The sequence below is a fragment of the Arcanobacterium phocisimile genome, assembly GCF_016904675.1.
In the GTDB taxonomy this organism is placed as follows: domain Bacteria; phylum Actinomycetota; class Actinomycetes; order Actinomycetales; family Actinomycetaceae; genus Arcanobacterium; species Arcanobacterium phocisimile.
In genome coordinates this window covers 1,124,873-1,150,090 of the sequence record NZ_CP070228.1, presented here as the reverse complement: position 1 = coordinate 1,150,090, position 25,218 = coordinate 1,124,873, and the positions used below count along the sequence as shown (strand labels likewise).

At 50.5% G+C, this 25,218-nt stretch carries 19 protein-coding genes; 12 read left to right on the top strand and 7 right to left on the bottom strand.

Annotated features, from left to right (window positions below):
• Positions 1 to 95: 95 nt before the first annotated feature.
• Positions 96 to 1,976, bottom strand: a complete 1,881-nt coding sequence (locus tag JTE88_RS05130; protein WP_204423197.1) for a helicase HerA-like domain-containing protein — start codon at positions 1,974 to 1,976, stop codon at positions 96 to 98.
• 133 nt (positions 1,977 to 2,109) lie between these two features.
• Here JTE88_RS05130 and JTE88_RS05125 point away from each other — a divergent pair, with 133 nt between their 5' ends.
• The 3 genes from JTE88_RS05125 to holA are packed head-to-tail and all read left to right on the top strand — an operon-like array spanning position 2,110 to position 5,400.
• On the top strand, positions 2,110 to 3,000 hold the full coding sequence (locus tag JTE88_RS05125; protein ID WP_204423196.1) for a helix-hairpin-helix domain-containing protein: 891 nt from the start codon (positions 2,110 to 2,112) through the stop codon (positions 2,998 to 3,000).
• A 2-nt stretch (positions 3,001 to 3,002) separates the two neighbouring features.
• Positions 3,003 to 4,433: a ComEC/Rec2 family competence protein gene (locus JTE88_RS05120; RefSeq protein ID WP_204423194.1), complete on the top strand. Its 1,431-nt coding sequence runs from the start codon at positions 3,003 to 3,005 to the stop codon at positions 4,431 to 4,433.
• A gap of 4 nt (positions 4,434 to 4,437) precedes the next feature.
• Entirely contained in the window at positions 4,438 to 5,400 is a 963-nt protein-coding gene (gene holA / locus JTE88_RS05115; protein ID WP_204423189.1) for a DNA polymerase III subunit delta, read from the top strand.
• A gap of 87 nt (positions 5,401 to 5,487) precedes the next feature.
• Here the strand turns inward: holA and rpsT are convergent, their stop codons facing one another.
• The 4 genes from rpsT to JTE88_RS05095 form a co-directional block, all read right to left on the bottom strand.
• Positions 5,488 to 5,754, bottom strand: a complete 267-nt coding sequence (gene rpsT / locus JTE88_RS05110) for a 30S ribosomal protein S20 (protein WP_204423187.1) — start codon at positions 5,752 to 5,754, stop codon at positions 5,488 to 5,490.
• A gap of 220 nt (positions 5,755 to 5,974) precedes the next feature.
• Positions 5,975 to 6,580 (bottom strand): type II toxin-antitoxin system PemK/MazF family toxin, encoded by a 606-nt coding sequence (locus JTE88_RS05105; RefSeq protein WP_239519486.1) that lies wholly within the window; start codon positions 6,578 to 6,580, stop codon positions 5,975 to 5,977.
• 4 nt (positions 6,581 to 6,584) lie between these two features.
• Positions 6,585 to 7,085, bottom strand: a complete 501-nt coding sequence (locus JTE88_RS05100) for a PH domain-containing protein (RefSeq protein WP_204423183.1) — start codon at positions 7,083 to 7,085, stop codon at positions 6,585 to 6,587.
• Positions 7,086 to 7,187: 102 nt separating this feature from the next.
• Positions 7,188 to 7,787 (bottom strand): hypothetical protein, encoded by a 600-nt coding sequence (locus JTE88_RS05095; protein ID WP_204423181.1) that lies wholly within the window; start codon positions 7,785 to 7,787, stop codon positions 7,188 to 7,190.
• A gap of 77 nt (positions 7,788 to 7,864) precedes the next feature.
• On the opposite strand from JTE88_RS05095, the gene lepA reads away from it, so the two are divergent.
• The 5 genes from lepA to JTE88_RS05070 all read left to right on the top strand — a co-directional run bounded on the left by lepA (position 7,865) and on the right by JTE88_RS05070 (position 12,791).
• Entirely contained in the window at positions 7,865 to 9,724 is a 1,860-nt protein-coding gene (lepA, locus tag JTE88_RS05090; RefSeq protein ID WP_204423179.1) for a translation elongation factor 4, read from the top strand.
• Positions 9,721 to 10,539 (top strand): tRNA (guanosine(46)-N7)-methyltransferase TrmB, encoded by an 819-nt coding sequence (gene trmB, locus JTE88_RS05085; RefSeq protein WP_204423177.1) that lies wholly within the window; start codon positions 9,721 to 9,723, stop codon positions 10,537 to 10,539. The genes lepA and trmB overlap by 4 nt, the downstream gene beginning before the upstream one ends.
• A gap of 5 nt (positions 10,540 to 10,544) precedes the next feature.
• Complete coding sequence (gene hemW, locus JTE88_RS05080) at positions 10,545 to 11,726, top strand: radical SAM family heme chaperone HemW (RefSeq protein WP_420826943.1); 1,182 nt, start codon at positions 10,545 to 10,547, stop codon at positions 11,724 to 11,726.
• A gap of 78 nt (positions 11,727 to 11,804) precedes the next feature.
• Complete coding sequence (locus JTE88_RS05075; protein ID WP_204423174.1) at positions 11,805 to 12,128, top strand: hypothetical protein; 324 nt, start codon at positions 11,805 to 11,807, stop codon at positions 12,126 to 12,128.
• A 3-nt stretch (positions 12,129 to 12,131) separates the two neighbouring features.
• Complete coding sequence (locus tag JTE88_RS05070; protein WP_204423172.1) at positions 12,132 to 12,791, top strand: pentapeptide repeat-containing protein; 660 nt, start codon at positions 12,132 to 12,134, stop codon at positions 12,789 to 12,791.
• Positions 12,792 to 13,408: 617 nt separating this feature from the next.
• Here JTE88_RS05070 and JTE88_RS09160 read toward each other — a convergent pair.
• The gene (locus tag JTE88_RS09160; RefSeq protein ID WP_275586612.1) at positions 13,409 to 13,531 is read right to left on the bottom strand and encodes a hypothetical protein; all 123 of its coding nucleotides are present in this window, start codon (positions 13,529 to 13,531) and stop codon (positions 13,409 to 13,411) included.
• 251 nt (positions 13,532 to 13,782) lie between these two features.
• Here JTE88_RS09160 and pulA point away from each other — a divergent pair, with 251 nt between their 5' ends.
• On the top strand, positions 13,783 to 20,742 hold the full coding sequence (gene pulA / locus JTE88_RS05065; protein ID WP_204423170.1) for a pullulanase-type alpha-1,6-glucosidase: 6,960 nt from the start codon (positions 13,783 to 13,785) through the stop codon (positions 20,740 to 20,742).
• A gap of 193 nt (positions 20,743 to 20,935) precedes the next feature.
• Positions 20,936 to 21,553 carry a hypothetical protein gene (locus JTE88_RS05060; RefSeq protein ID WP_204423168.1) on the top strand — a complete coding sequence of 206 codons (618 nt, stop codon included), beginning with the start codon at positions 20,936 to 20,938 and terminating at the stop codon, positions 21,551 to 21,553.
• Positions 21,554 to 21,678: 125 nt separating this feature from the next.
• Here JTE88_RS05060 and JTE88_RS05055 read toward each other — a convergent pair whose 3' ends face one another.
• On the bottom strand, positions 21,679 to 22,542 hold the full coding sequence (locus JTE88_RS05055; RefSeq protein ID WP_239519485.1) for a DUF3097 family protein: 864 nt from the start codon (positions 22,540 to 22,542) through the stop codon (positions 21,679 to 21,681).
• A gap of 157 nt (positions 22,543 to 22,699) precedes the next feature.
• Between JTE88_RS05055 and JTE88_RS05050 the strand changes: the two genes are divergently transcribed.
• Both JTE88_RS05050 and hrcA read left to right on the top strand, forming a co-directional pair.
• On the top strand, positions 22,700 to 23,917 hold the full coding sequence (locus JTE88_RS05050; RefSeq protein ID WP_204423164.1) for an AAA family ATPase: 1,218 nt from the start codon (positions 22,700 to 22,702) through the stop codon (positions 23,915 to 23,917).
• Positions 23,918 to 24,157: 240 nt separating this feature from the next.
• A complete protein-coding gene (hrcA, locus tag JTE88_RS05045) occupies positions 24,158 to 25,186 on the top strand; it encodes a heat-inducible transcriptional repressor HrcA (protein ID WP_204423162.1) in 1,029 nt (342 codons plus the stop codon).
• The last annotated feature ends 32 nt before the right edge of the window (positions 25,187 to 25,218 follow it).

Genomic DNA, 25,218 nt, shown 5'->3' with positions numbered 1-25,218 from the left:
GCGCGGGCTTTGAGCCTTGACATAAGTGGGTGGCTAGACCTCTATAGGTCCAGCCACCCACAAATTGCTACCAGCATTCGACGGGGTTTTGCACGTTATCGACGGCGAGTGCCAAAGAGCCCCCGAGTGATTTCTCGAGCCAAGGTTCGTCCAGCAGTTTTGATAACGGTGTCGAACATTGAGTCGCGTCGTTTTGCTTGACGCTGTGCATCCTTTTCAGCTTGCCTGCGTATTTTTTCGAGTTCTTTCTCTCGGGCCCGTTCTTCGGCAGCGATCTGTTTTTCCAGCTCGCGTGCGAGTCGCTCTTGCTCTGTGGCTTCAGCTTTGGCGGCGGCTTGTGCTTCTTTAGCGAGTTTTTCTGCCTCGATGCGAGCATTAATCAGTTCAAAAGCGGACTCTGGATCAACCGGATGGAGATACTTTTCCATCGAATAGGACTGTGCCAGAGCTACATCTATTGCTTGGTTCGAAGCAACGCCCATCTCGGCAGCTGGGGCCCATATTCGTGTTGGTGCAACAGGCGACGGGCGTCCGTGATCGTCCAGAATAGTCACGATTGCCTCGCCCGTTCCCAGATTTGGCAATATTTCGTGTAAATCTAGCGGTGAGGTTGGGAAGGTTTTTACGGTCTCCTTCAGTGCCTTCACATCGTTTGGTGTGTGGGCGCGCAGGGCGTGCTGGATCTTTGCGCCAAGCTGTCCTAACACATCTGCGGGGACGTCTTTTGGAGTTTGAGTAACGAAGAAAATGCCCACCCCTTTGGAACGGATCAGTCGAACAGTTTGGATGACTTGGTTCGTGAATTCCTTCGATGCTCCAGAAAATAACAGGTGTGCTTCGTCGAAGAAGAAAACAAGTTTGGGCTTATCCGAATCTCCCTGTTCTGGAAGAACTTCAAAAAGTTCGGCCAGGAGCCACATAACAAAGGTGGAAAAAAGAGCTGGCCGCGATTGCACATCGGGTAGTTCTAGTGCAGAAATAATTCCTTGGCCGTCGAAATTTGTTCGAATAAATTCTGTGGCGTTGAAAGCGGGTTCACCGAAGAACGATTCCGCCCCTTGCGCTTGTAGCTCGGCAACTTCTCGCAGGATAACTCCGGCAGTCGAAGACGCAATTCCGCCAATCGCTGAGAGCTCGGTTTTTCCTTCGTCTGAGGTGAGGTAAGAGTCGACGGCACGTAGGTCGTTGAGATCGATCAATGCCAAGCGTTCTTGATCAGCCCAGTGGAAGATGAGGGAAAGAGCAGATTCTTGGGTGTCGTTTAGCCCGAGAACTTTGGATAGTAACAGTGGACCAAAATCCGATACAGTTGTGCGGATCGGTGTACCTTTCCCTTCTCCGCCTAACGTGTAGAGCTCAGTAGGGAAGTTTCGGGCGTTCCACGTTTGGCCTTGAGATTTCACGCGCGCGATCAGTTTTTCTGAGGCTGTGCCAGGCTCTAGCAAACCAGTAAGATCGCCCTTGATATCGGTGATGAAAACCGGAACACCAGCATCTGAGAGGCCTTCTGCAAGCAGTTGTAGCGTGCGGGTTTTTCCAGTTCCTGTAGCACCCGCAACTAACCCGTGGCGGTTAAGCATTGCTAGGGGCAAGGCGATCTCGATACCTGGCTGTGGTTGACCATCTTCGATATAGGTTCCGATGGTCAACGCTTGGCCCTTGGAGGCATATCCAGAGATGACCTCTTGAGCGTAACCACTAACAGACTCTAGTTCGACCGGAGTAGTTGCAGATACCGCGGATAGGTCTGCGGATTTGGCAGTATCTGGTGGCGTCATAATTCCTTGGGCAGCATCTGTATCTGCGTTATGCGGCGCCTCAGCGCCCTGGGCAGCCTCAACATCTTGCGAAGCTTCCATTTCGAGTTGGGCAGCTTCGAAAGCTGCCTGCGCGGCTGCCGCTTTAGCTGCGGCTGCTTCGGCTTGGGCAGCAAGTGCGGCCGCTTTGAGTTTCGCGATCTCTGCTTGTGATGTCATGCCTTTAGTCTAGTCGAGACAGAGCGCAAGATGGAGTGATTTCAGGTTGTCCACATAATCCGTTAAACTTGAGGATTTCCACGAGCTTTTCAGAACGCCCTCATGAGGTTGGCATGTTGGTAATACTCGAAATATGACTCAACCAATGCCTCGTACAGCTCAGCCTTTTCAACCGCGAAAACTTCGCCGTTCGCCCCGTTCGCGTATCGGCTATACCGACACCCTCGAATCCGCCAAGCCGGTATCTACTGAGGATTCCGTTACGCGTGCTCAAGCGCTAGCGAAATCTGCTTTAGCGATGGGAACAGGCGATGATATTAGCGCACTCTCAGCAACCGGTAGGAAAAGCCGATTACTGCTAGATTCAGATGCTGCACGAATCGTTGCCATCATCGTCATTATCGTGTGCATTGTTGTCGTGACACGCACCTTCGTCTACGCGACTAATACTGAAACGGTGCCTCTACCTCAGCCTACGCAAAGTGATAGCAATGCTGGCGGAACCGGGCAAGAGGATACGCAACATACTGAGTCATCGGGAAGTTCGACGTCGCCAGTACAAGTACCGGCACCGCAAAATAGTAACGCGGCGCCATCAGAAGCAACTGTCTATCTCACCGGAGCGGTAGCGAACCCCGGAATCTTTACGTTGCCGGAAAATTCCCGCGTTAATGATGCGGTTGTCGCCGCCGGTGGGCTAACCGATGCAGCAGATACGCGACACATCAATCTCGCTGCGCTCATCGCCGACGGCGAGCATATCCATATCACAGCCACCGGTGAAGAAACAGAAACACAAATAGAAACAAACGGCGGCGCAGCTACACCGGCAACCGTTGACATCAATTCAGCGAACCAACAAACTCTTGAAACTGTGCCTGGAATCGGTCCGGCTACTGCGGGTGCGATTATTAAGTGGCGTGAAAGCAACGGGAAATTCGCCGATATCGAATCGTTGACGAACGTGCCAGGAATTGGTACGAAAACTGTTGAGCGCTTACGTGAATATTTGCGCGCGGGCTGATTGTGAACCCGCAGGACTATCGGTTAGCGATGCCAGCTCTGGCAAGTTGGTGGACTGTTATTCTCGGACCGAAATATGCGCTGTATATCGGTCTGCTGTGTGGACTAGTGATCGTGTTGGTCTACCCGCATCGGCACGATTTTAATCGGTACTGGCCAACGCTTGTTGTCATCTGCGTGACGATAGTGTGTACCGCTATAACCACGTCCGTTCATCAACGGGCAGTTGAACACAGTCTGTTGTTTACGGCAAGCCAACGAAATCTACCAGTGCATATTACTGGCACAGTTACTTCCTTCCCGATCAAAAAGCATGGACAGACAAAGTTTTTTCTACGTGCCGAAAATCTACGCGTAGATGATAGGCGCGATCAATCTAGTTATCTGTTAGCGGTGGAGATGCGCAGTTCGAGCACGGTACAACGCTACGATGTCGTCACTGTAGGCGGGAAACTCGAGGAATGTACCTACCGTAATCAGAGTGACATGTGCTTCGTCGGGCAAGAAATAACTATACTGAGTAAACCAACCGGGTGGGAACAATATGTCGGACGGATCCACCAAGCGCTCATTGCGTACGACGAATCGACGTCCGTTGCCCACGACGCGTTGGTGACCGGTATTGCGATTGGCGACGATTCGCGGTTACCCGAATCCTATCGGGAGCGCATGCGCGTCCTCGGACTATCACATTTAACTGCCGTCTCCGGTTCACACATTTCATTGATTATTCTGCTAGCTATCGTGATAGTCGGATGGCGGTGGCCACTGATCACTGGGGGTGCGAGCCTGGTTGCGGTCTACGCTTTGACGACGTTGGTCTCCCCAGAACCGTCAGTGATCCGGGCAGTGATTATGGGTATTATTTACAGCATTGGGGTTGGGTTGCGTTATAGCGTGACGGCATTCCCATTGTTGGCACTGACATTAATAGGATCGTGTCTCATCGTGCCACAACTGGCAACCAGTTTGGGATTTATGCTCTCGGTAGTGGCTGTGTGGGGGATTGTCGTAGCAAGTAGGCCACTATCGCGGATCATGTCTGAAGTTATGCCACTGTGGCTGAGTGAAACAATCGCAGTGCCATATATTGCTGGACTTGCCACGTTGCCCTTGGTTGCCGATCTGCAACCGCAAGTGTCCTTGTTAGCGGTGGTAGCAAATGCGCTAGTAGCGCCAGTGGTAGTACCCTTGACAATTTTAGGAATGAGCGGGGGAGTGTTGATGCCGATTGTTCCTGCGCTGGGAATATATTTTTTAGCCGGCGCACAGATTTGCTCCGGCTGGATAGATATGGTTGTTACTTATTTGCCGTGTGTTGCAGTGCCACCGATCGTTAGCGCATTCATCCAGCTCAGCATTGGTGGGATGTTGTTGTACTGGGCTCATCGCCGCCGCAGCGTGGCTAATAAGGTTGGGGACGTGGAATACTAGAACTATGACGTGGGACAAAATACAACTCGCACCAATCGTTCTTATACAGTCTGGGGAACCGGTTTACGCAGAACGAGCTATTGGTTTACTGAAAAAACAGGCGCGGGATATAGATCCGCACACTGATATTCAAGAAATTGAATCGCAAAACTATAATGCGGGATTTTTGCTGGCTCTTGCCTCGCCGTCGCTTTTTGGCGAACGCCGGATGCTTATTGTTCCACAACTTGAATCGTCGAATGCTGCGTTAGAAAAAGATTTACTCGACTACCTCCAACATCCAGAACACGATGTAGTTTTAGTACTTCGGCATAATGGCGGAGCACGAGGTAAGAAACTGTTGACCGCGCTTGCCAAAGCGAAAGTTCCCACCACGAAAATCGATGCGGTAAAGAATCAACGTGACAAAACCCAGGCAGTTGTCAGTGACGTTCGAGTAGCTGGCCGAAAAATGACAGCTGAAGCAGTAGGAGCTCTTATTGAAGCGATCGGCTCAGATGTGCGCGAACTTTTAGCAGGGGTTCAACAATTACTGGCGGACGTCGAAGGCCTAATCACTGAAGAAAATGTTCATACCTATTTCGCCGGACGTATTGAAGCGAAAGGCTTTAATGTTGCAGATGCATTAATTGCTGGCAATGTTGGCCAAGCAATTAATCTCGCTCGTCACGCAATAGCAACCGGTTCGAGCCCGACCGCAATTCTCGGTGCCATCGCATCTAAACTACGTACGATGGCGCAGATACTCGGGCAGCGTTCACATGCTATAGATGTGAAAGTTTCAATCGTGCCCTGGATGGCAGATCGAGCAAAACGCGATATGCGTGGATGGAGTGCTACTGGTCTCGCAGCAGCTATTTCAGCGGTTGCTCAAGCAGACGCAGAGGTTAAAGGTGGCTCACGAGACCCCGGATATGCACTCGAACGCGGAATACTAGCCGTTGGACGTGCGCGGTCCATTAAATAATCGCTAGTGAAAAACAGTTGTGGCGGGTAAGAACCTCAATAGTTCTTACCCGCCACAACATTTCCTTGCGTTAAAAACGCGAAGAGGTCACTTACCGAGCTTAGCTACCTGAACGGCGAGCTTCGACTTGCGGTTAGCAGCCTGGTTCTTGTGGATAATACCCTTAGAAACAGCCTTGTCCAGCTTGCGGCTGGTGACCTTGAGTGCATCGGTTGCAACTTCCACATCGCCAGCGGCGATAGCTTCGCGAGTCTTACGAACGAGCGTCTTAAGCTCGGACTTGTAAGCCTGGTTACGGACACGGTGCTTCTCGTTGGTCTTAATGCGCTTCTTTTGGGACTTGATGTTTGCCACGTGAATCTCTTTCATTTCTCGTGAATGCTGGTTAGCAGACACGAAAGGAATACGGTCGGTGAGGGATTGCCTGATCCGGACTGTAAGGCGTGGGGACACCCGTGGTTATGAATCGAGGCCGGACTCATTACCCGACCAGGTAAATAAAGTCCACGTGTAAGCCTACCAGCTACTTCCTCAATAAACCTACTAAAATCAATGCAACGCGTCACCTAGAAAGTCAGCGAAGATGTGACTTAATTTCGCGCACAACCTCAGCAAAAATCTTTTTATCCAAACGGCCTCCAGTACGGCGAATCTGATCAACGTGCGCAATCATTAACCGGTTCAGGCGTACTTCTGAGGGGCGATGACGTGCATCCCAGTCACCAGAGCCAATATCCATCCAAAAACGTCCCCAACGAGCTTCGTCAGCGGCGTCACGATCGTGATCTTTCGACGTCGTCTGCGCAAAAACAACATGATCTGGACCATACATGGCCACGACTAAAACTGGGCGGTCCTTGCCGCGGCCATCATTTTCTTCATAGGGAACCCAGGTCCACACAACTTCGCCAGGGTCAGGCGCGTCATTTCGAATAGGGGCGTAAGTGAATTGCGGAAGCCCAAGGCTATGGACATTGTATTCAACCGCGCGCTCATGCGGGGCAGGTAACCGTAAAGCTTGAGTTTCCTTCTTTACGTTACGTGCTTTCGATGTCGAGGCTGTTGCGCGTCCAGAATAATTGATTGATTGTTGGGAATTTTTAGAAGCCTTTTGCACGTTCTTCAGTGCTTGGCGCCCAATATCAAAAACCAGATGAGCGACACGATTCCACATAGCCATAGTTTTAAGCATCCATTTCGTCTGTATCAGCGGAGAATAAGAGCTCTGTGAGTTCAACATGGACATCTTCAACCCGAGGAACATCATGCAAGATAAGCGGTTGGGCTGCTGACGTTTCCAAGATCAGAGTACCTGCCCCTACGATACGATCTATCAGATCGTGTTCATAAGCGACATCTGAAATGCGTGATAACGGAATATCGTGTCCGGTCTTCGAAAAGATCCCTGAGCGGGTGATAATTCGACGGTTCGTGATCGTGTACGTCGAGGTGATCCATCGCAGCCAGGGCAAGAACCATACGATAAAAGCAGCAACGAGGGCGAATACGATACACGCCCACGTGCCCCACGGGCGAAGAGAGTCCGGAAGGAAAACCAGGGCGAGCACCAGCGCAATGAGGATCAGAACGAGTCCGCAAGTATTCCAAAATAGGGCCTTAATATGCTCATGCATATGCCGAATAACATGTTCGTCGCGGCCAAGTAGTTTTTCTGATAACGCCATAAAATGATTGTGCCACAGGTGACAGTGCCCACGACACTCAGCGTGTGTCAGTATGGCAGATGCTACTCGAGTTGAAAACAGCCACAGAGGTAGCTAATGATCCTAAATCCAGATAATCAAACCTACTAGAAGGGTGAAAATACCAGTCGGGATCGACGCTACGCTCAGCAACGCTGTCACAATCGTGATTCGGAGATCATCACGTAAGTATGGCGCATTTTCCACTCCGCCAGCGCCAGCAATAGCAGCTCGCTGTGCCGCTTCTACCCGCGGAAAAAATACGTTTCGTTTATCGGCGGCTTCTTTTTGGGCATCCGATCGACGTTGAGCATTACGAACCCGTTGAATCTCGTCGTCGAAACTGTATTCCGAGTTACCTATCAAGTTGCCATCTTCGTCGATGATCGTCACCGCAGTCGAATCCGCAATAGTTCCGGTCAATTTCTCGATCGTGGCATCGACAGCGCGCTGTAACCGGAAACGCAAAACAGCGAAAATAATAACTGCATACGCGAAGAATACAGAGACGGCAAACGGCCACCAGCCGATCCACGTCGCCGATGAACGGCCAGCAAACCAGCCAACAGTCAGCGATAACGCGGTGATCGAACCAGCCACGGCAACCAAAATCTTGCCTGGCAAACGGGTAAATCGTTCGATGATCGGAAGGAGATAATTTAACGAACCTGCGGTGATACTCATAACCTAAGTGTGCCACTAAGAGCGCCAGTATGCTTAACGCTGGTATCGTTGGATCGACTATATGAAAAGGAGAACACGTGCCTGTATCGACCGCCGCTGAGCTCAAAGCTATCGAGCCTGCCGCCACTGATCCGTCGCGGATCCGTAACTTTTGTATCATTGCACATATTGATCACGGAAAGTCGACCCTCGCTGATCGTATGCTTCAGCTCACCGGCGTAGTAGCTGATCGTGACATGCGTGCGCAATACCTCGACCGGATGGATATCGAGCGCGAGCGTGGCATCACTATCAAGTCTCAAGCAGTGCGCATGCCGTGGTCAGTTGACAAGCATGCCTACGCGCTCAACATGATCGATACGCCCGGACACGTTGATTTTTCCTACGAGGTTTCCCGGTCACTTGCCGCATGTGAAGGTGCGATTTTGCTTGTCGATGCGGCTCAAGGCATCGAAGCACAAACCCTCGCCAACCTTTACATGGCAATGGAAAATGACTTAGTCATTATTCCAGTGCTCAACAAGATTGACTTACCTGCCGCCTATCCAGAAAAGTATGCGGCCGAAATCGGCGCGTTGCTGGGTGTTGACCCCGATAGCGTCATTCGCGTATCAGGTAAAACCGGACAGGGCGTCGATGAATTATTAGATCGAATCGTCAAAGATGTGCCTGCTCCAGTCGGTGACGAGCAGGCGCCCACCCGGGCCATGATTTTCGATTCGGTTTACGATTCGTATCGCGGAGTGGTGACCTATATCCGTGTTGTTGACGGCAACCTCACCCCGCGCCAGCGCGTGTCGATGATGTCAACCAATGGCGCCCACGAACTACTTGAAATTGGTGTTATTTCCCCAGAACCGAAGCCGTCAAAGGGCCTGGGCGTAGGCGAGGTAGGTTACCTTATTACTGGCGTAAAAGATGTCCGCCAGTCGCGTGTTGGCGATACAGTCACCGATCTTCGTAAACCTGCAGCTGAGGCCTTGGCCGGATATCGCGATCCGAAACCGATGGTGTTCTCTGGTATTTACCCCATTGATGGTTCGGATTATCCAGCATTGCGTGATGCGCTCGAAAAGCTGAAGTTGAATGACGCCGCGTTAACGTATGAGCCGGAAAATTCGGTGGCGCTCGGTTTCGGTTTCCGTTGCGGCTTCCTGGGTTTGTTGCATCTGGAGATTATCCGCGAACGGTTAGAGCGCGAGTTCGATCTAGATCTTATTGCTACTGCGCCGTCGGTTATCTACCGGGTCGTTACCGATTCGGGCGAGGAGCACGTGGTTGCTAATCCGTCGGAGTTCCCCGATGGCAAGATCAAGGCGATTTATGAGCCGCTGGTTGAGGCGACTATTTTGACGCCGAAGGATTACGTTGGTTCGGTTATGGAGCTGTGCCAGCAGCGCCGCGGAATTATGGGCGGGATGGATTACCTGTCTGAAGACCGCGTGGAATTGCACTACAAGTTACCGCTGGCTGAAATCGTCACTGACTTCTTTGATCAGCTCAAGTCGCGTACCAAGGGTTACGCTTCGCTTGATTACAAAGAAGAGGGCGAGCAGACGGCGGATTTGGTCAAGGTTAACATCTTGCTCAACGGTGAAACCGTGGACGCATTCTCGGCTATCGTTCACCGTGATGCTGCCTACCATTATGGTGTGGAGATGACGGCGAAGCTCAAGGCGCTGATTCCGCGTCAACAGTTTGAGATTCCGGTGCAGGCTGCTATCGGTACTCGCGTTATTGCGCGCGAGACCATTAAGGCGTTGCGTAAGGATATGTTGGCGAAGTGCTACGGCGGTGACGTTACTCGTAAGCGCAAGTTGCTTGAGAAGCAGAAGGCCGGTAAGAAGCGAATGAAGTCCATTGGTCGCGTTGATGTTCCCCAAGAAGCGTTTGTGGCTGCGTTGGCTTCAGATATGCCGGAGGCAAAGAAGAAATGACGACGACGAACGAGCCTACTGAGCGTAACAAGAATTACGGTCGTATCATTTCGTTCACCCGCCGCGGTTCGCGGTTAGGGGATAAGTTCGAAAAGGTGATGGCTGAGCATGGCCCACACTATGTGATTGACTATCCGGCCGGTGAAGCCCAGACGACGATTGCTGACGATGCGTTTATTGATCTGGTAGCCGCCTTTGGTCGAGTTGCGCCGCTTGTGGTGGAGATCGGACCAGGCTCTGGCGAACAGCTTATTTCCCAGGCGAAGGCGCATCCGGAGCGGAATTTTCTTGCATTAGAAGCATGGGCACCTGGTGTGGCACGGTGTGTGAACGCTGCCATGCGCGAAGGTGTGGAGAACGTTCGCGTGATGGAAGCTGATGCTGCTCAGACATTGCCGATTATTTTCCGCACCGACGTTGAGGTTCCTAATCCGCGGGCTGTGGAAGTGTGGACGTTCTTTCCCGATCCGTGGCGTAAGACCCGCCATCACAAGCGTCGTATTGTGAATGAAACCTTCGCACGCACCATTGCAGGCGTGTTGGCTGACGACGGTATCTGGCGTATGGCCACCGATTGGGATAACTACGCCTGGCAGATGCGTGACGTTATTGAGCGCAGTGAATGCCTGACGAATCTGCATCCAGGGGAGAATCCTGATCCGAACGACGAAGGCGATTTCGTTGGCGGATTTGCGCCACGGTGGACCGGGCGAATCATGACCCGCTTCGAACAGCGCGGAATTGATGCTGGACGAACCATCCACGACGTGTGTGCGACGCCGGCTTCGGCTGCCCACAGCATCACCTTGCCGTGATTGGACTGTCACCTAAACCAGCCCACGAACTGTCGTTCCCTGATTCTGATGTGACCGATGGTTTCGGGGCCTACGTTCATATCCCGTTCTGCCAGGTGCGTTGCGGATATTGTGATTTCAACACCTATACGAATACTGACTTTGGCACAGGTGCCTCGGTTGGCGACTATCACGAGTCGGTACTGCGCGAAATTGCGCAGTCTGCGCAACGCCTGAGTGGCCATGAAACTGGTGCAGGCCTGACGTCGATCTTCTTCGGCGGTGGTACGCCCACTATGCTCAACGCATCCCAACTCGTTGCGGTACTTGATGCGTTACGTACACAGTTCGGCGTCGTTGATGGAGCTGAAGTTACGACGGAAGTCAACCCGGAAACAGTTGACCGCCAAGCGTTACAAACGCTGAAAGACGGCGGGTTTACGCGAGTGTCGTTCGGTATGCAAAGCGCTGTGTCACACGTTTTGGCTACGCTTGAGCGTCAGCATACTCCCGGCCAGGTGACGAAAGTGACTAGGTGGGCGCGTGAGGTCGGGTTAGAGTTTTCGGTGGACTTGATTTACGGTGTGCCGGGGGAGAGCCGCGAGGATTGGCAGCGCTCCCTCGACGTCGCCGTTGCCTTAGATCCGGGGCATATTTCGGCCTATGGTTTGACGATTGAGCCGGGTACGGCGATGGGCCGGCAGGTACGACGCGGTGAGCTTGCTGATACTGATCCTGATGAACAGGCTACAAAATATGAAATGGCTGAGGCGACGCTGAGCGCAGCCGGCTTCTCCTGGTATGAGGTGTCGAACTGGGCTAAGCCCGGGAAACACTCTCGGCATAATCTGGCGTACTGGCGTAATACTAACTGGTGGGGTTACGGCCCGGGTGCGCATAGCCATATTAACGGTACGCGGTTTTGGAATATGAAACATCCAGGAGCATATGCGCAGCATCTTTTGGCTGATACGTTGCCGGTCGCTGATGTGGAGCATTTGAGCGCTGACGAGCAGCGTGAAGAAGACATCATGTTGGGGGTGCGGTTAGCTGATGGCATCGCTATTCCTGAGGGTGCGCAACCTTCGGTGGTTGCGGGGCTGATTGCTGATGAACTCATCGATCCGGCGGCTGCGCTCGGCGGGCGGATTGTCTTGACGTTGCGCGGGCGGTTGCTTGCCGATACGGTGATTCGCGCACTGTGGTGACTCGCTGATTTATTCGGTTTTTCTAGGATGAAATAGCTACAACGTTCACAGTGAACTGTGGCAGAAGGAAGCCGAATAATGAAGAAACAGTTCCCTAATCCTTACGAGTCTATAGAAGGACGCATCTCATCTAACACCGGCCAAAAGCAGGACACCGGAGAATATTGGTTTAAGACTCTCCTAGGGAATATCGTTGGCGTTCTTCTTTCCGCCATCGTAGTTCTTGTTTTGATCTTTTGCGGCTTTTACATACTGAATTCTTCGCTGTTTCACGATGACGAAACTAAAATGAGCGATGTGGTACAACCTGCTCTAGGAGTTGTAGCAGGAATTGGTGCAGTTGCATATTTAGTGATCGCCTACCGCAAACAAAAGTATACCGAGTCCGGTTTTATTGATTAGCGCATGGTAACAGCTACTGAACAGCTCGTGTCGGATTCTCCGCAAAAACGTATAGCCGGTGTGTATGCGCTGGCAGAAATTTCGGATACCTATCGAGGAGAGTATAAACAGCGCGTTGTTGACATTCTCTGTGGCTATCTTCGAACAGATCGGCATGGTGAGCATACCCAAAAATTTATTGAGCGACTTGAGCCTGGGCAATCTGATGAGAAACCTGCTGGCGCCTGCCATGCAAGACTCATATCTCCAGATGCGGTAGTGGAATCGACGATCTTCAGGGTAATGCGAGAGCGATTACTGCGAAATCGCATCTCTGTTAACGAAGACCTAGCCAATACCGATAAAAACTTGGACAACATTCAAGTCAAAAATACAGACCAACTTTGGTGCGATTGTGCGTTCGATCTACAAGGTGCGGTCCTTGTTGAGAATCTGAATTTATCGCAGGTTTCGTTCGACAGCAACGTTAATTTCGATGATGTTTATTTTCCATCTAGGTCCAATTTTTCCCACTCAGTGTTCTCTGGAACTGTGAGTTTTCTTCGGGCGCGTTTTGATGTAGCGAAGTTTGAACGGGCGAGTTTTGATGAGGTCAGTTTTAGGAAGCAACCTTCGTTAGCTTATATCATTTTTGTGAACGGGGGGAGTTCCGGAAACACTTGACAAGTATCTGACCGAAGATCAAAAGCAATACGCAACGAATCCCGATAATTGGCCGAACAAAGAATCGAGCTAGCGTGGCTATAGGCCCAAAGAAAAGGCTCGAGGATGAGTTTAAGAAGGTTCTTGAAGTAACGAGTGCTCACCAACGATAGGCTGAAAGCACTACACCGAGCACAGAGTTTGCAAATTTAGCTAGGTTCGTTGTAAAAGACTTGCTATAGGTGTAAAAATGCAAACTGTATGTACAGGTAGGGCAGTATAGTTATTCTTCTGCTGAGGAATATTCAACAATATATCCGTTGTCTAGATGAATAATTGGTTGTAGATCAGCAGGTTTGGCGGCAACGCTGCAATCACAAGTGGCGCGGTCCACGGATTGATAGATCATAGCGATGTGCCCAGAAGAACCAAGGCGATAATCGAATTCATAACCGTTATCGTTGGCGTGGCCTACCGTGGCATGTTGAATAGGATCGCTTCTCGCGTAGCGCGGACCTCGATCTTTAAAGAGTTGTTAATTGTTTGGCCGGAGTGAGATGTTCTACTGTGGCAGAAAATTCTGCACCATATTGTGCATGCGAATCCATTTGTATAATTCGGTTAATGCTCGACACTAATCAGAGAAGAGTAGCAGACGCTGCAATAACGAGAGAAACGAAAAGTTGCGAACGATGATTATTGAGAGCAAACTGATCGCCAGACCAGTGGACCGACCACACTTGGAGTGATGGGATAGCCATCGTGACTAAGCATGCGAAGGTTACATGATTGAGAAAATGCTAATGACGTTGCAAAAACTATCTTTATTTAGCTGCGTATTATAGGCATCTATTGGAGTTTCACGCTACAGATTTTGCAAGCATATTGAAAACAATTGCAAGGGTCAGTGCAATCCGTAGGATATATCCATAATCAAGGGATAAGTCGACGGAGATTCACCTGCGCATATCTTCTAACCACGGTTATTGCCGTTAGTTACAAGGAGTTTTCAATGAAGCGAACGAAACTGCGGTTTTCACGATCAATGATGGTCGGTATATCAACCATTGTTCTTTTGCTGACGACGTTGGTTGCTGTTCCAGCTAACGCGGCACCAGTAGCGGTGATTGTTACCGGTAATTTTCTTGATGAGACGACCTCGTGTGCTGACTGGGCCCCAGCCTGCACCGACACCGAGATGAGTAATAGTACTGAAAAACCAACAGTCTATGAAAAGACGTTAACCGTGCCGAGCGGCTCTTGGAAATACAAGGTTAAAGCAGACGAGAACTGGTATTCAAATATTGGTGACGATATGCAGATCACCGTAGCTGCGGCTACCGAGATTACCTTCCAGTTTGACACTAAAACGGGACGCATTGGGCTAAAATATGATCAGCTAGCAGCCCCTTATACGCCTGCAGATGATGCGCTCATACAAACTCCAGTTGAAAAAGGTACCGGAGAATCCTTCTATTTCGTCCTCACAGATCGTTTTTACAACGGCGATACCTCGAATGACACCGCTGATTTAGGTGCCAACCCGATGGAATCGGGTTTTGACCCAACCAACAAAGGTTTTTACCACGGTGGTGATATTGCCGGACTAAGGGCAAAACTTGATTACATTCAAGACCTTGGAATGACTGCTATTTGGCTTACCCCGTCTTTCCAAAATCGCCCAGTGCAAGGCAGCGGAGAAAATGCGTCCGCTGGCTACCACGGATATTGGATAACCGATTTTACCCAGATCGATCCGCATCTTGGCACAAATGATGAACTCAAATTATTGATTGACGAAGCACATGGGCGCGGAATTAAAGTGTATTTCGATATTATCGTTAACCACACTGCCGATTTGATTCAATTTAAGGATTTGGGCGAAAATGGCGATGTTGCGTATAGGTCAGTGGCTGAATTCCCGTATAAAGATGCCCAAGGAAATCCTTTTAATATTACTGAGTACGCTGGAAGCCCCTCATTCCCACAACTCTCTGCAACTACGTCGTTCCCATATATTCCAGAACGCGTAGGCGAGATTAAACCTGACACACTCAGCGACGTCACCCTCTACCACAATCGCGGCAACGGCACCTGGCAAAGGGGTAGTGAAGATTTTACCTTTGGTGATTTCTACACCCTCGACGACCTGATGACTGAAAACCCCAAGGTCGTTTCTGCTATGACCGATATTTATTCGACTTGGGCAAACTTTGGTATCGATGGATTCCGTATCGATACCGCAAAGCATGTGAACTTCCCATTCTGGCAAGAATGGACTAAGAACATCAAGGCCGCGGCGAACAATAAAGACTTCTTCATGTTCGGCGAAGTCTACAACTTCGATGCCCGCGATCTAGCACCCTATGCGCGCAATACCGAAATGGACGCAACACTTGATTTCGGCTGGCAAAGCTCTGCACTGGCCTATCTTAGAGGCGGTAGCGCAGAAGCATTCGGTGGAATATATGCCGCAGACGACCTATACACAACTCCACACTCAACCGCCGGAGATATGCCAACCTTCCTCGGCAACCACGATATGGGACGTATCGGGTACCTGTTAAACGGAAAAAGTAATATTCTGGAACGTGAGCTACTCGGACACGAACTCATGTTCCTTACCCGCGGTCAGCCAGTGGTCTACTACGGCGATGAGCAAGGCTTCGTCGGGACTGGAAATGATAAAGACGCCCGCCAGTCTTTATTTGCGTCGCAGGTAAGCGATTATCAAAATCAGCTACTTGTTGATGGCACTACGCTTGGCAACCAAGACCATTTCTCCCAAACAGCCCCGGTGTATGCCAAGATCCAAGAAGTTGCACGACTACGTAATGCCCATGACGCCTTAAAGACCGGTGCGCAGATCCAGCTCTATGCCGATAACGGCCCTGGAATTTATGCGTTTGCTCGAGTAGATCGAAACGAGAAAACCGAATACCTCGTAGCAGTTAACAATACCGAGGCTCCTAAATCAGCCTCATTCCCCACGCTGACTGCGAATACAGAATATGTGCCACTGTACGGAGCCACGGATCCAGTGAAGGCTACCGATAAGATTGACATCACGGTACCAGCATTCGGGGCAGTTGTTTACAAGGCAAATAAGCCAGTTAACAGTAGCGACAATATAGAGATCACCTTGGCTCCGAATCAGTTCCGATCCGCCGAAGCACAATCGCGCGGGTTAGATGGCCAACCAACAGTTACCTCTGCACTAGCTGAAGTATCGGCGACCATCGCACCGCATCGATGGGCAGAGACCTCCTTCGCGTGGCGTATCGTCGGGGAAACCCAGTGGAAACCACTAGGGGTAGCAACCGGTGATAAACCGCGCGTATTCCACGATGTTGACGGTCTTGATCGGGGAACTCTTGTGGAATATCGGGCCGTTAGCGTTGATTCGATGGGTAATAAAGTGGCAACCAGTTCCTATGCTTCGGTAAATCTGGAGCAAGGTGAATTGGGAACCCAAAAGCTCGATCCGCTACAAGCGCATGTTTTTGTCCCCGGAACTCACAACGATATAATGGGATGCACAAAGAACTGGCAAGAGAACTGCCCACAGGCAGAACTGAAGCTCGATCCCGCATCTGGATGGTACACACAAAAATTCACCTTGCCAGCCGGTAACTACCAGTACAAGGTTGCATTGAACGGCACCTGGGATGAATCCTACGGCGAAAAGAACGGCGTACGCGGCATTGCATCTGGCGCTGGTGGCGAGAACTCGCCGTATCATCTTGACTCCGAACAAGAAGTGACCTTCTTCTACAATCCAGATACACACGAGTTCTATAACACTGCGCAACGCGATAGCTGGACCCTGCCTGGAACGTTTAATAAAGACCTCGGCTGTACAACCGGTGGTGTCAACGGCGGGAACTGGGATCCAGCCTGTCTCGTCACCCTCATGGCAGACCCAGAAAATGATGGTGTTTTCATTTTTGAAACACTCAATATCCCCGCTGGCGACCATGAAGTGAAAGCCGCTAAGAACTTCCGGTGGAATAACGGCGAAATAGGCTGTCCGAGTGAAGCCGGAGGTAATTGCCACTTCACAGCACAAGAAAATAAGATGACGCGCTTTACCCTCGATGTCAATAAGCACACGCTGTCGATCACATCGGTAGATCCAACGCGCTACATCGAATATCAAACTCATTGGTTAGCTCCTGACACCTTTGCATGGCCAACCGAACTAGGTCATGACGGTACCTGGGAATTGTATTGGGCAGCCGATGGTGGCATCACGATTGATGACGGTATCAAGGGCGCCGAAGGTCACGTTGCTCTTGTCAAAGACCCACGTGGTTTAGCCTCTGATCTGAAAAAGAACGATCCCCACTTACGCGACTACACCGCGCTACATCCTGCGCAAGATATTGACAATATCGAAGATATTTTGACCGGACAGCTCATGGTTGTGTACACAAACCCACGCGGTGTACCGCTTTACGCAGGCGGAGTGCAAACACCACGAGTATTGGACGCCCTTTACGCAGATAGTGCAGGCAAACGTGAGCAGGGAGTTTCGTTCGACGGCGATACCCCAAGCTTGTCGCTTTGGGCACCAACGGCAAAATCGGTTACCTTGCGTTTGTTTGAAGAGCCGGGTGCCGACGGCGTCGTGGGGAATAACTTCTTCGAATATAAGATGAACCGTGAAACTGACGGGTCTTGGACGATTCTTGGCAAACCAGAGTGGAAGAATCGACCTTACCAGTACGACGTCGAAGTCTATATTCCTGAAATTGCTACCGTATCAAGTCAGCCTGATCAAAAGAAGAAAGCCGAGACAATACAAAATAATATTGTCACCGATCCGAACTCAGTTGCGCTAGCAGTTAATTCTACGCATTCGGTGATTGTCGATCTGTCCGATAAAGAATTTATTCCAGCCGGTTGGCCCGGACAAGCTCCGCAGTTGAAGAATTTTACGCAGCACGCAATCTACGAACTCAACGTTCGTGACTTCTCAATTGCGGATCAGACAGTTCCGCAAAATAAGCGTGGCACGTATGCGGCATTCACCGAACAAGAATCTGACGGAATGAAGCATTTGAAGGAATTGTCGGCAGCAGGGATGAATACGATTCACTTACTGCCCACAAACGATATTGGTTCGATTCCAGAGTTGCGGGCGGACCAAGAAACTCCAAACGTACCACAAGCGGGATCAGACCATGCAGAACAACAAGAAGCTGTGATGGCAGTTGCCGATCGCGATGGTTTCAACTGGGGTTATGATCCCTACCATTACGTGGCCCCAGAAGGCTCGTATGCCATGGACGAAAACCAGTACGGCGGTAAGCGCACCAGGGAATACCGCCAAATGGTGGCCGGACTACATGAAGCTGGATACCAAGTTATTCTCGATCAGGTATTTAACCACACGTATTCTTCTGCGCAGTACCAGCAATCCACTTTCGATCGTATTGTGCCAGGCTACTATTACCGCCTTGATATGAAGGGCACGACGTTGAATACGCCATGCTGTTCTGAAGTGGCAACCGAGCACAAGATGGCTGAAGACCACATGGTCGATTCGATCGTATCGTGGGCAAAAATCTATAAGGTTGACGGTTTCCGCTTCGATCTGATGGGCTTCCACTCCCGCGATACTATGGAGAAAGTTCGCGCCGAATTAGATGCGCTCACCGTAGAAAAAGATGGCATCGATGGGAAGAAGATGTACCTGTACGGTGAAGGCTGGAACTTTGGTTCGGTGGCTAATGATGTGCGATTCAAGCAAGCCCGGCAAGGAAACCTCGATGGTACTGGCATTGGTTCGTTCAATGACCGGTTGCGTGACGGCGTGCATGGACACGGCGATAACAAGTTCGAACAGGGCTTTGGCAACGGTTTGGCTACGGCACCAAACGCACATACTACGTCAGATAATGCCGCATATGAAAAGTTAAAGCATAAGACTGACCTGATTCGGTTAGGCTTGGCTGGTAACTTGCGCGACTACGAGTTCTATACTTCGGATGGCAACTTAACGCGCGGCGACCATATCGACTATGGCGGGCAACCCGCAGGTTTTGCTTCGCAACCTTACGAGTCGGTCAACTATGTCGATGCCCACGATAACGAGACGCTATATGACTTGAACGTCTTTGGCCTTCCAATAGATACCTCGATGGATGACCGAGTACGGATGAATACCCTATCTCTGGCCACGGTGGCGATGGGGCAGTCGCCGATGTTCTGGCATGGCGGAACCGATATTCTCCGGTCAAAGTCTCTGGATCGAAACTCCTATAATTCTGGTGATTACTTCAACCAGATTGATTGGAGTTTGCAAACTAATAACTTTGGTATCGGTTTGCCACCCGCACGTGATAACCAGCAACAGTGGGGCAATATGGCGCCATTACTCCAAAATGGTTCACTAAAGCCAGATCAAGCCGCAATGAAGTCGGCGAGTGCTCAAGCTCAAGAATTACTCAAACTACGTTCTTCCTCGCCGTTGTTCACCTTGGGTTCTGCTGAACTCATTAAAGAACGAGTGACCTTCCCAGATGCGGGATCGCTAGCAACGCCGGGCATGATCATGATGCGAATCAGTGATCCGCGTCCGCAAACAACATCGGCTTCGACTGCTATGGTGCGAGCATTCCTTGAAGCAGTGATGCCAGTAAGTGTTCCTAACGCAGACGACCTTGATCCTGATATCGCTGATATTCTCGTTGTATTCAATGCGACACCACAGCTATTGGAGAAATCCATTGAAGAACTGAAAGGCATCGATTATGCGCTTTCAGATATTCAAGCGAACGGTGTTGATGAGGTCGTTAAGTCTACAACTTGGAGCAAGGATGAAGGAAAAGTTTCCATTCCCGCGCGCAGTGTCGCAGTCCTTGTCGCAAAGCAAGAAACACCAGATACTGTTAGGCCAGTTATCACTGTCGATCCGCAAGAAGTTGCTTTGACAGTTGGTGCAGAGGTTCCGGTTTTGACTGATGGTGTGAGTGCTACTGACGATGTTGATGGTGTGTTCGCACTGTCAGATATTGTGGTTAAGGTTGAGAAGGTTGATGGTGATAGTGTGACGGTGGTTGACAAGATCTCAACTGATATACCAGGAACTTTCCAGGTTACCTACTCTGTTGTGGATAAGGCTGGGAACACAGCTGCGCCAGTGGTTCGTACTTATTCTGTAGTTGATCTATCTGCTCCGGTAGTGATAGTAGAACCAGCTAGCGTTGAACTGGCGGTAGGATCGCAGGTTCCGGTTTTGACTGATGGTGTGAGTGCTACTGACGATGTTGATGGTGTGTTCGCACTGTCAGATATTGTGGTTAAGGTTGAGAAGGTTGATGGTGATAGTGTGACGGTGGTTGACAAGATTTCAACTGATATACCAGGAACTTTCCAGGTTACCTACTCTGTTGTGGATAAGGCTGGGAACACAGCTGCGCCAGTTACACGTACCTACTCGGTCACTGATCAGACACCGCCAGAAATCACAGTGCAACCCGCGGAAATCTCGTTGACGGTAGGAGATGTGATGCCTACTGAAGAGCAGCTGCGTGGCGGTGCAAGTGCAACGGATAACGTTGATTCTGAGTTGTCTATCACCTTGGAGGTGCCAAAAGAAGCCACGACGGACAAGCCTGGAATGTTCATAATTCGTTTCACCGTATCAGATTCTGCAGGAAATACTGCGAGCGCGGAACGCACATACCATGTCGTGGCTGCACCGGTTCAACCAGAACCAGAGCCCGAAGGCCCGCAGGACAGCGACTTAACGAACAATCAACATAAGCCATCCGGTAGTCCAGAAGAGAACAGCGCTATCGTTGGGAATCAGCAGGAACCCGATCAACCGCAACCTAGTTCTCCGACTGTGGTTGATTCTCCAGAACAATTATCGCGAACAGGTGTAGATCTTTACGCCTTGGGAATTATTGCCTTGGTTGTCCTCGGGGCGGGCATGACACTGCGCCGTCGATACCGGCAGTGACCAGTAACGCTTGCTAAAGCGATAAATCAGCCCTTCTGGGTGAACAGTAACAGGTGGAGTTGACAGCATTAAGCTCGTCAACTCCACCCGTTCGTATGGTAATCCATAGCGTAGCTCGTTAGGGTATAGCAGTGGAGAGGACATCCTCCTCACCTTACCGATAGACGATTAAGCTATCAGAGAGTGGTTAGTTATGGGCTCCTATGTCATGCCAGGAATTACAGTACTTTTCTTCGCGCTCATTCTGGGTGGAATTGGTTATGTGCTATTCGGCTCGCGTCATCAAGGCGCGTGGGACGATGAAGCGAAAGTTTCTGCCAAAATGAAGCAACGCGGCTGGAAAGTAAAGCCCAAGATTGACGAAGTGACGTCATATTTGCTGGGCTCTGACACTTCAGGGGAGATGTGGCCTGTTCCCGCTGGTGAAACTGGTGTTCAAGGCGTTGGGAAAGATTCCTGGAGGGCGGTCACTGTGCAACGCGCAAGTGGAGATGTGCTTATTGTGTCCATCGCGTTGGCTCAGCGATCCGACGGTTCAATCGCACATGTGCCCGAAGCGCTGGTACAACACCAGGACGAAAATTTCGATGTGCGCACGGTTATCGGCACAACCCCACAATATTTCACACCCGAAGTTCGAGCCACCATCACCTCGTGGAGTGAACTAGAGTTCCTTTATTTCTACGGCGAACATCTCACCGCCGGCGTGTCAACAGAGCATGGCAGATCAGACATTATTGAATATCTTGAACAAACTCTTGAGCGTTTGCGTTCAGTTGGACGTGTGCTGCCCTCACAGCTGTGGAGCTAGGATAGTTTCACTTTCAGAGTGCGGGACCAGATCGGCGGGAGAGAGCACGATAGCTTGTTATATGCGCCTCTCATGTTCTCTCCCGCCGATTCGCGTCAGGGAAAAGGACGAAACTCGAATCGCGCCTACACGGCACTGACGAAATCAATCAACTCTTCCATGCGCCCCAACAGCGCCGGCTCAAGATCCGTATAGGTGTTCACCGAATCGAGAATGCGCTTCCATCCCAAACCAATATCTTCAGCCGTACTATGTGGCCAACCCAGCTGAGCAAGCGTACCGACTTTAATATCTTCGCCACGTGGCACATCCGGCCACGCTGGAATGCCGACCGTGCGCGGCTTAACCGCCTGCCACACATCAACATACGGATGGCCGAGCACCAGAACACCGGGCTTACGCATCGCGACTTCAGCGATTCGTGATTCCTTCGAACCAGGAACCAGATGATCTAACAGCACGCCGGCACGAACCTTATCGGAGGGATTGAAAACATCGAGGACGTCCAGCAAGTGATCAGCACCGAACAGCTCTTCAATCATGATGCCCTCATACGCCAAATCTTCGCCCCAAATTTTCGAGACCAGTTCGGCGTCGTGCTTCCCTTCTACCCAGATACGCGAGGGCCGCGCGACGCGAGCCTTGTGTGTGACATGTAACGAACCAGAAGCGGTGAGTGTTTTTCCGGCGACGGTGCGAACGTCGTCGTCGCGTCCAGAAACCAGTTTCGCAACCGGTGGTTTGAGGTCGACGGCGACCCCCTCGAACCAGAAACCTTTGCCGAGCTCGAAGGATCGGCGATTTCCCCGGCGATCTTCCAACTCCATCTGCCACTGCCCAGAAACCTTGCCGACGCGCACGACCTCACCGACATATCCGGTTGCGACGTCTTCTAAGACCATCCCAACCTCTACTGGCAACGGGCGGGCAGCTTTCGGCTTGTGCATACCGGACGCCAGAACATCAAAACCGTAACGATCAAAACTCATGCTATCTAGCATAAAAGGAGGCTAGTAACGCGTAGTGTTCGCCACGCTTGTGCGCGGAAAGTAAAGTTATTTGTCATAAAGTTATGAAGTTATTGCGATTTTATCTGCAGCAGATAAAATCGCAATAACTTCAAAAATATAGTGCTATAGTTTTTATATGAAACCAATCGATAACCCATATACGCCAAATGCAGGAGCGAAACCACCTGTTCTCGCAGGCCGTGAAGAACAGATGGATAATTTCGAAGTGTTACTCGCGCGCAGTTTAAAAAAGCGCCCAGCACAATCAATGATTATTACCGGTCTACGAGGAGTAGGTAAAACAGCTCTATTGAATGAATTTCGCGAACGAGCTGAGCGTTCTGAATGGATAACAATTGAACTAGAAGCATCGAAACATGACGAATCTCTTTTTCGGCGTCAGATAGCTCTCGGTGTGCGTAGTGCTTTATACGAGATGCAGCCACGAAAGAAGTGGAACGATCGACTGGAAAAGGCCGCACGTGCACTCGGTTCATTCTCGTTAACATTTGATCCGCAAGGGGCGATGGTCGCAGGTATAGGAATAAATGATTATACCGGGATTGCCGATTCGCAGATATTGAGCCATGATCTCACTGAGCTTTTTGTAAACGTGGGGGAAGCTGCACGAGCACATCAACGCGGAGTTGTTCTACTTATCGATGAGATTCAATTCCTAGAACGTTCACAATTGGAAGCATTAATTATGGCTATACATAAGACTGTGCAACGTGCCTTACCGATCGCTTTAGTTGGTGCAGGGTTGCCGCAAATTGCTGAATTGGCTGGTGACGCTAAGTCATATTCTGAACGGCTGTTTAAGTTTCCTGAAATCAGCTCGCTCACAGCAGAATCTGCACGTGATGCGTTCGCGAAACCTGCGCAAGAGGAAGGCGTTGAGTGGTCTGAGGAAGCACTAGACCGCGCAATAGAAATCACAGAAGGATATCCTTATTTTATTCAAGAATTAGGATCTGCGGTCTGGCTCACAGCACAAGAATCTCCGATTTGCGTCCAGAATGTAGACGATGCTGTTCCATTGTTTGAATCCGGGTTAGACGAATCGTTTTTCAGAGTACGGTTAGATCGTGCTACTAGGTTGCAAGCCGCTTATCTGCGGGCAATGGCTCAGTTAGGTCCAGGTCCGCAAAAAGCTAATGCAGTTGCCGATGTTATGGGACGAAGCTCGAAAAGTTTGGGCCCCACTCGTTCCGAGCTGATTAATATGGGACTGCTTTTTACTCCGCGGCATGGATTCGCAGAATTTACTGTGCCACATTTCCATAGCTTCATGCTTCGTGAGATGCCGGATTTGATTGTTCCAGAACGTCGTAAACGGAATAACACGGATTAAGTGATAAGGGTACTATATGTAACGGTTTCAAATTTTATGCGTATTCACAGCGTATGAATTTCGAGCTAGTAAATTATTTCAGGTTTTCTGAACGTGAGATCGGTGACCAGAGTGATGCGTTGCTGTGAAACTTCCATTTTTGTGCGTATGATTGGCACTCGTAATCTGTGACTGCCAATTTGATGGAGTAAAACTCAAAATAAACGAGCGCGTACACTACCGAAAATGTTAGGAGGTAATATGTCTGATGAACGCCGAAAAATCGTGTTAAACGCAATCGTGCGAGACTTTGTTGCCACCCGCGAACCGGTAGGGTCGAAAGGTATCGTCGAACGGCACAAGCTCGGCGTTTCACCGGCAACCGTGCGCCATGACATGTCCCACCTCGAAGAAGCCGGGCTCATCGTCCAGCCGCACACCTCTGCCGGACGCGTCCCCACCGATGCCGGCTACCGCGAATTCGTCGATTCCATCCACGAGCTCAAACCGCTTTCGGTCGCAGAACGTCGTGCGATCGAAAAAGTATTGACGTGTGCTGAAGATTTAGATGACGTGCTCGCTCGCGCAACTCGTGTGCTAGCGAGCATCACCGACCAAGTCGCCGTCATTCAGTATCCGTCACTGCGTCGCACACTGCTGCGGCACGTTGAACTTGTACCCTTAGGGCAGATGCATGTTCTGCTGATTATCATCACCGACGAAGGCCGCGTCGAAGAGCGTACACTGTCATTGAATGAACCGACAACGAGCGAGGATATCGCTACCGTGCGCAACATCGTCAACGCGCAGTGCGTGGGGAAGAAGCTATCCGAACTCGACGAGGCACTCCTGGACGTTTACGCAGACGTCCCCGAATCGACGTCGAGCCTGGCACGAACAATCGGCGAAATGATCATTCAAGTGTTAGCAGCCGATTCTGAAGAACACGTCGTTGTTGCTGGGCGTAAAAACCTTACCCAGTACGACGCCGATTTCAACGGATCTATGTCGGATATGCTTGACGTCTTGGAAGAACAAGTGGTACTCATGCGTATGCTGGCACCTACCTACGACGGGCTGGCAGTCCAGATCGGCCGGGAAAATACCGAAGTCGATATCGACAACGCCTCCGTCGTCTCCACCTCGTATTCGGGAACAAACCAATCTTCAGTGGCACGCTTGGGGATCATCGGTCCAACACGTATGGATTATCACCGCACCATGTCTGGTGTGCAGGCTGTTGCAAGATACTTATCCGATATTCTGTCTGGGACTCATGAGTCCCGCTAACTATTTTCCACCAACCCAGAAAAGCGAAGAAG

What these genes read in the sequence shown, in the direction of transcription:
- JTE88_RS05130 (WP_204423197.1), bottom strand. Translation starts at nt 1,976, where the DNA reads ATGACATCACAAGCAGAGATCGCGAAACTCAAAGCGGCCGCACTTGCT.
- JTE88_RS05125 (WP_204423196.1), top strand. Translation starts at nt 2,110, where the DNA reads ATGACTCAACCAATGCCTCGTACAGCTCAGCCTTTTCAACCGCGAAAA.
- holA (WP_204423189.1), top strand. Translation starts at nt 4,438, where the DNA reads ATGACGTGGGACAAAATACAACTCGCACCAATCGTTCTTATACAGTCT.
- JTE88_RS05105 (WP_239519486.1), bottom strand. Translation starts at nt 6,580, where the DNA reads ATGGCTATGTGGAATCGTGTCGCTCATCTGGTTTTTGATATTGGGCGC.
- JTE88_RS05100 (WP_204423183.1), bottom strand. Translation starts at nt 7,085, where the DNA reads ATGGCGTTATCAGAAAAACTACTTGGCCGCGACGAACATGTTATTCGG.
- JTE88_RS05095 (WP_204423181.1), bottom strand. Translation starts at nt 7,787, where the DNA reads ATGAGTATCACCGCAGGTTCGTTAAATTATCTCCTTCCGATCATCGAA.
- trmB (WP_204423177.1), top strand. Translation starts at nt 9,721, where the DNA reads ATGACGACGACGAACGAGCCTACTGAGCGTAACAAGAATTACGGTCGT.
- JTE88_RS05075 (WP_204423174.1), top strand. Translation starts at nt 11,805, where the DNA reads ATGAAGAAACAGTTCCCTAATCCTTACGAGTCTATAGAAGGACGCATC.
- JTE88_RS05070 (WP_204423172.1), top strand. Translation starts at nt 12,132, where the DNA reads ATGGTAACAGCTACTGAACAGCTCGTGTCGGATTCTCCGCAAAAACGT.
- JTE88_RS09160 (WP_275586612.1), bottom strand. Translation starts at nt 13,531, where the DNA reads ATGGCTATCCCATCACTCCAAGTGTGGTCGGTCCACTGGTCTGGCGAT.
- pulA (WP_204423170.1), top strand. Translation starts at nt 13,783, where the DNA reads ATGAAGCGAACGAAACTGCGGTTTTCACGATCAATGATGGTCGGTATA.
- JTE88_RS05060 (WP_204423168.1), top strand. Translation starts at nt 20,936, where the DNA reads ATGGGCTCCTATGTCATGCCAGGAATTACAGTACTTTTCTTCGCGCTC.
- JTE88_RS05055 (WP_239519485.1), bottom strand. Translation starts at nt 22,542, where the DNA reads ATGAGTTTTGATCGTTACGGTTTTGATGTTCTGGCGTCCGGTATGCAC.
- JTE88_RS05050 (WP_204423164.1), top strand. Translation starts at nt 22,700, where the DNA reads ATGAAACCAATCGATAACCCATATACGCCAAATGCAGGAGCGAAACCA.
- hrcA (WP_204423162.1), top strand. Translation starts at nt 24,158, where the DNA reads ATGTCTGATGAACGCCGAAAAATCGTGTTAAACGCAATCGTGCGAGAC.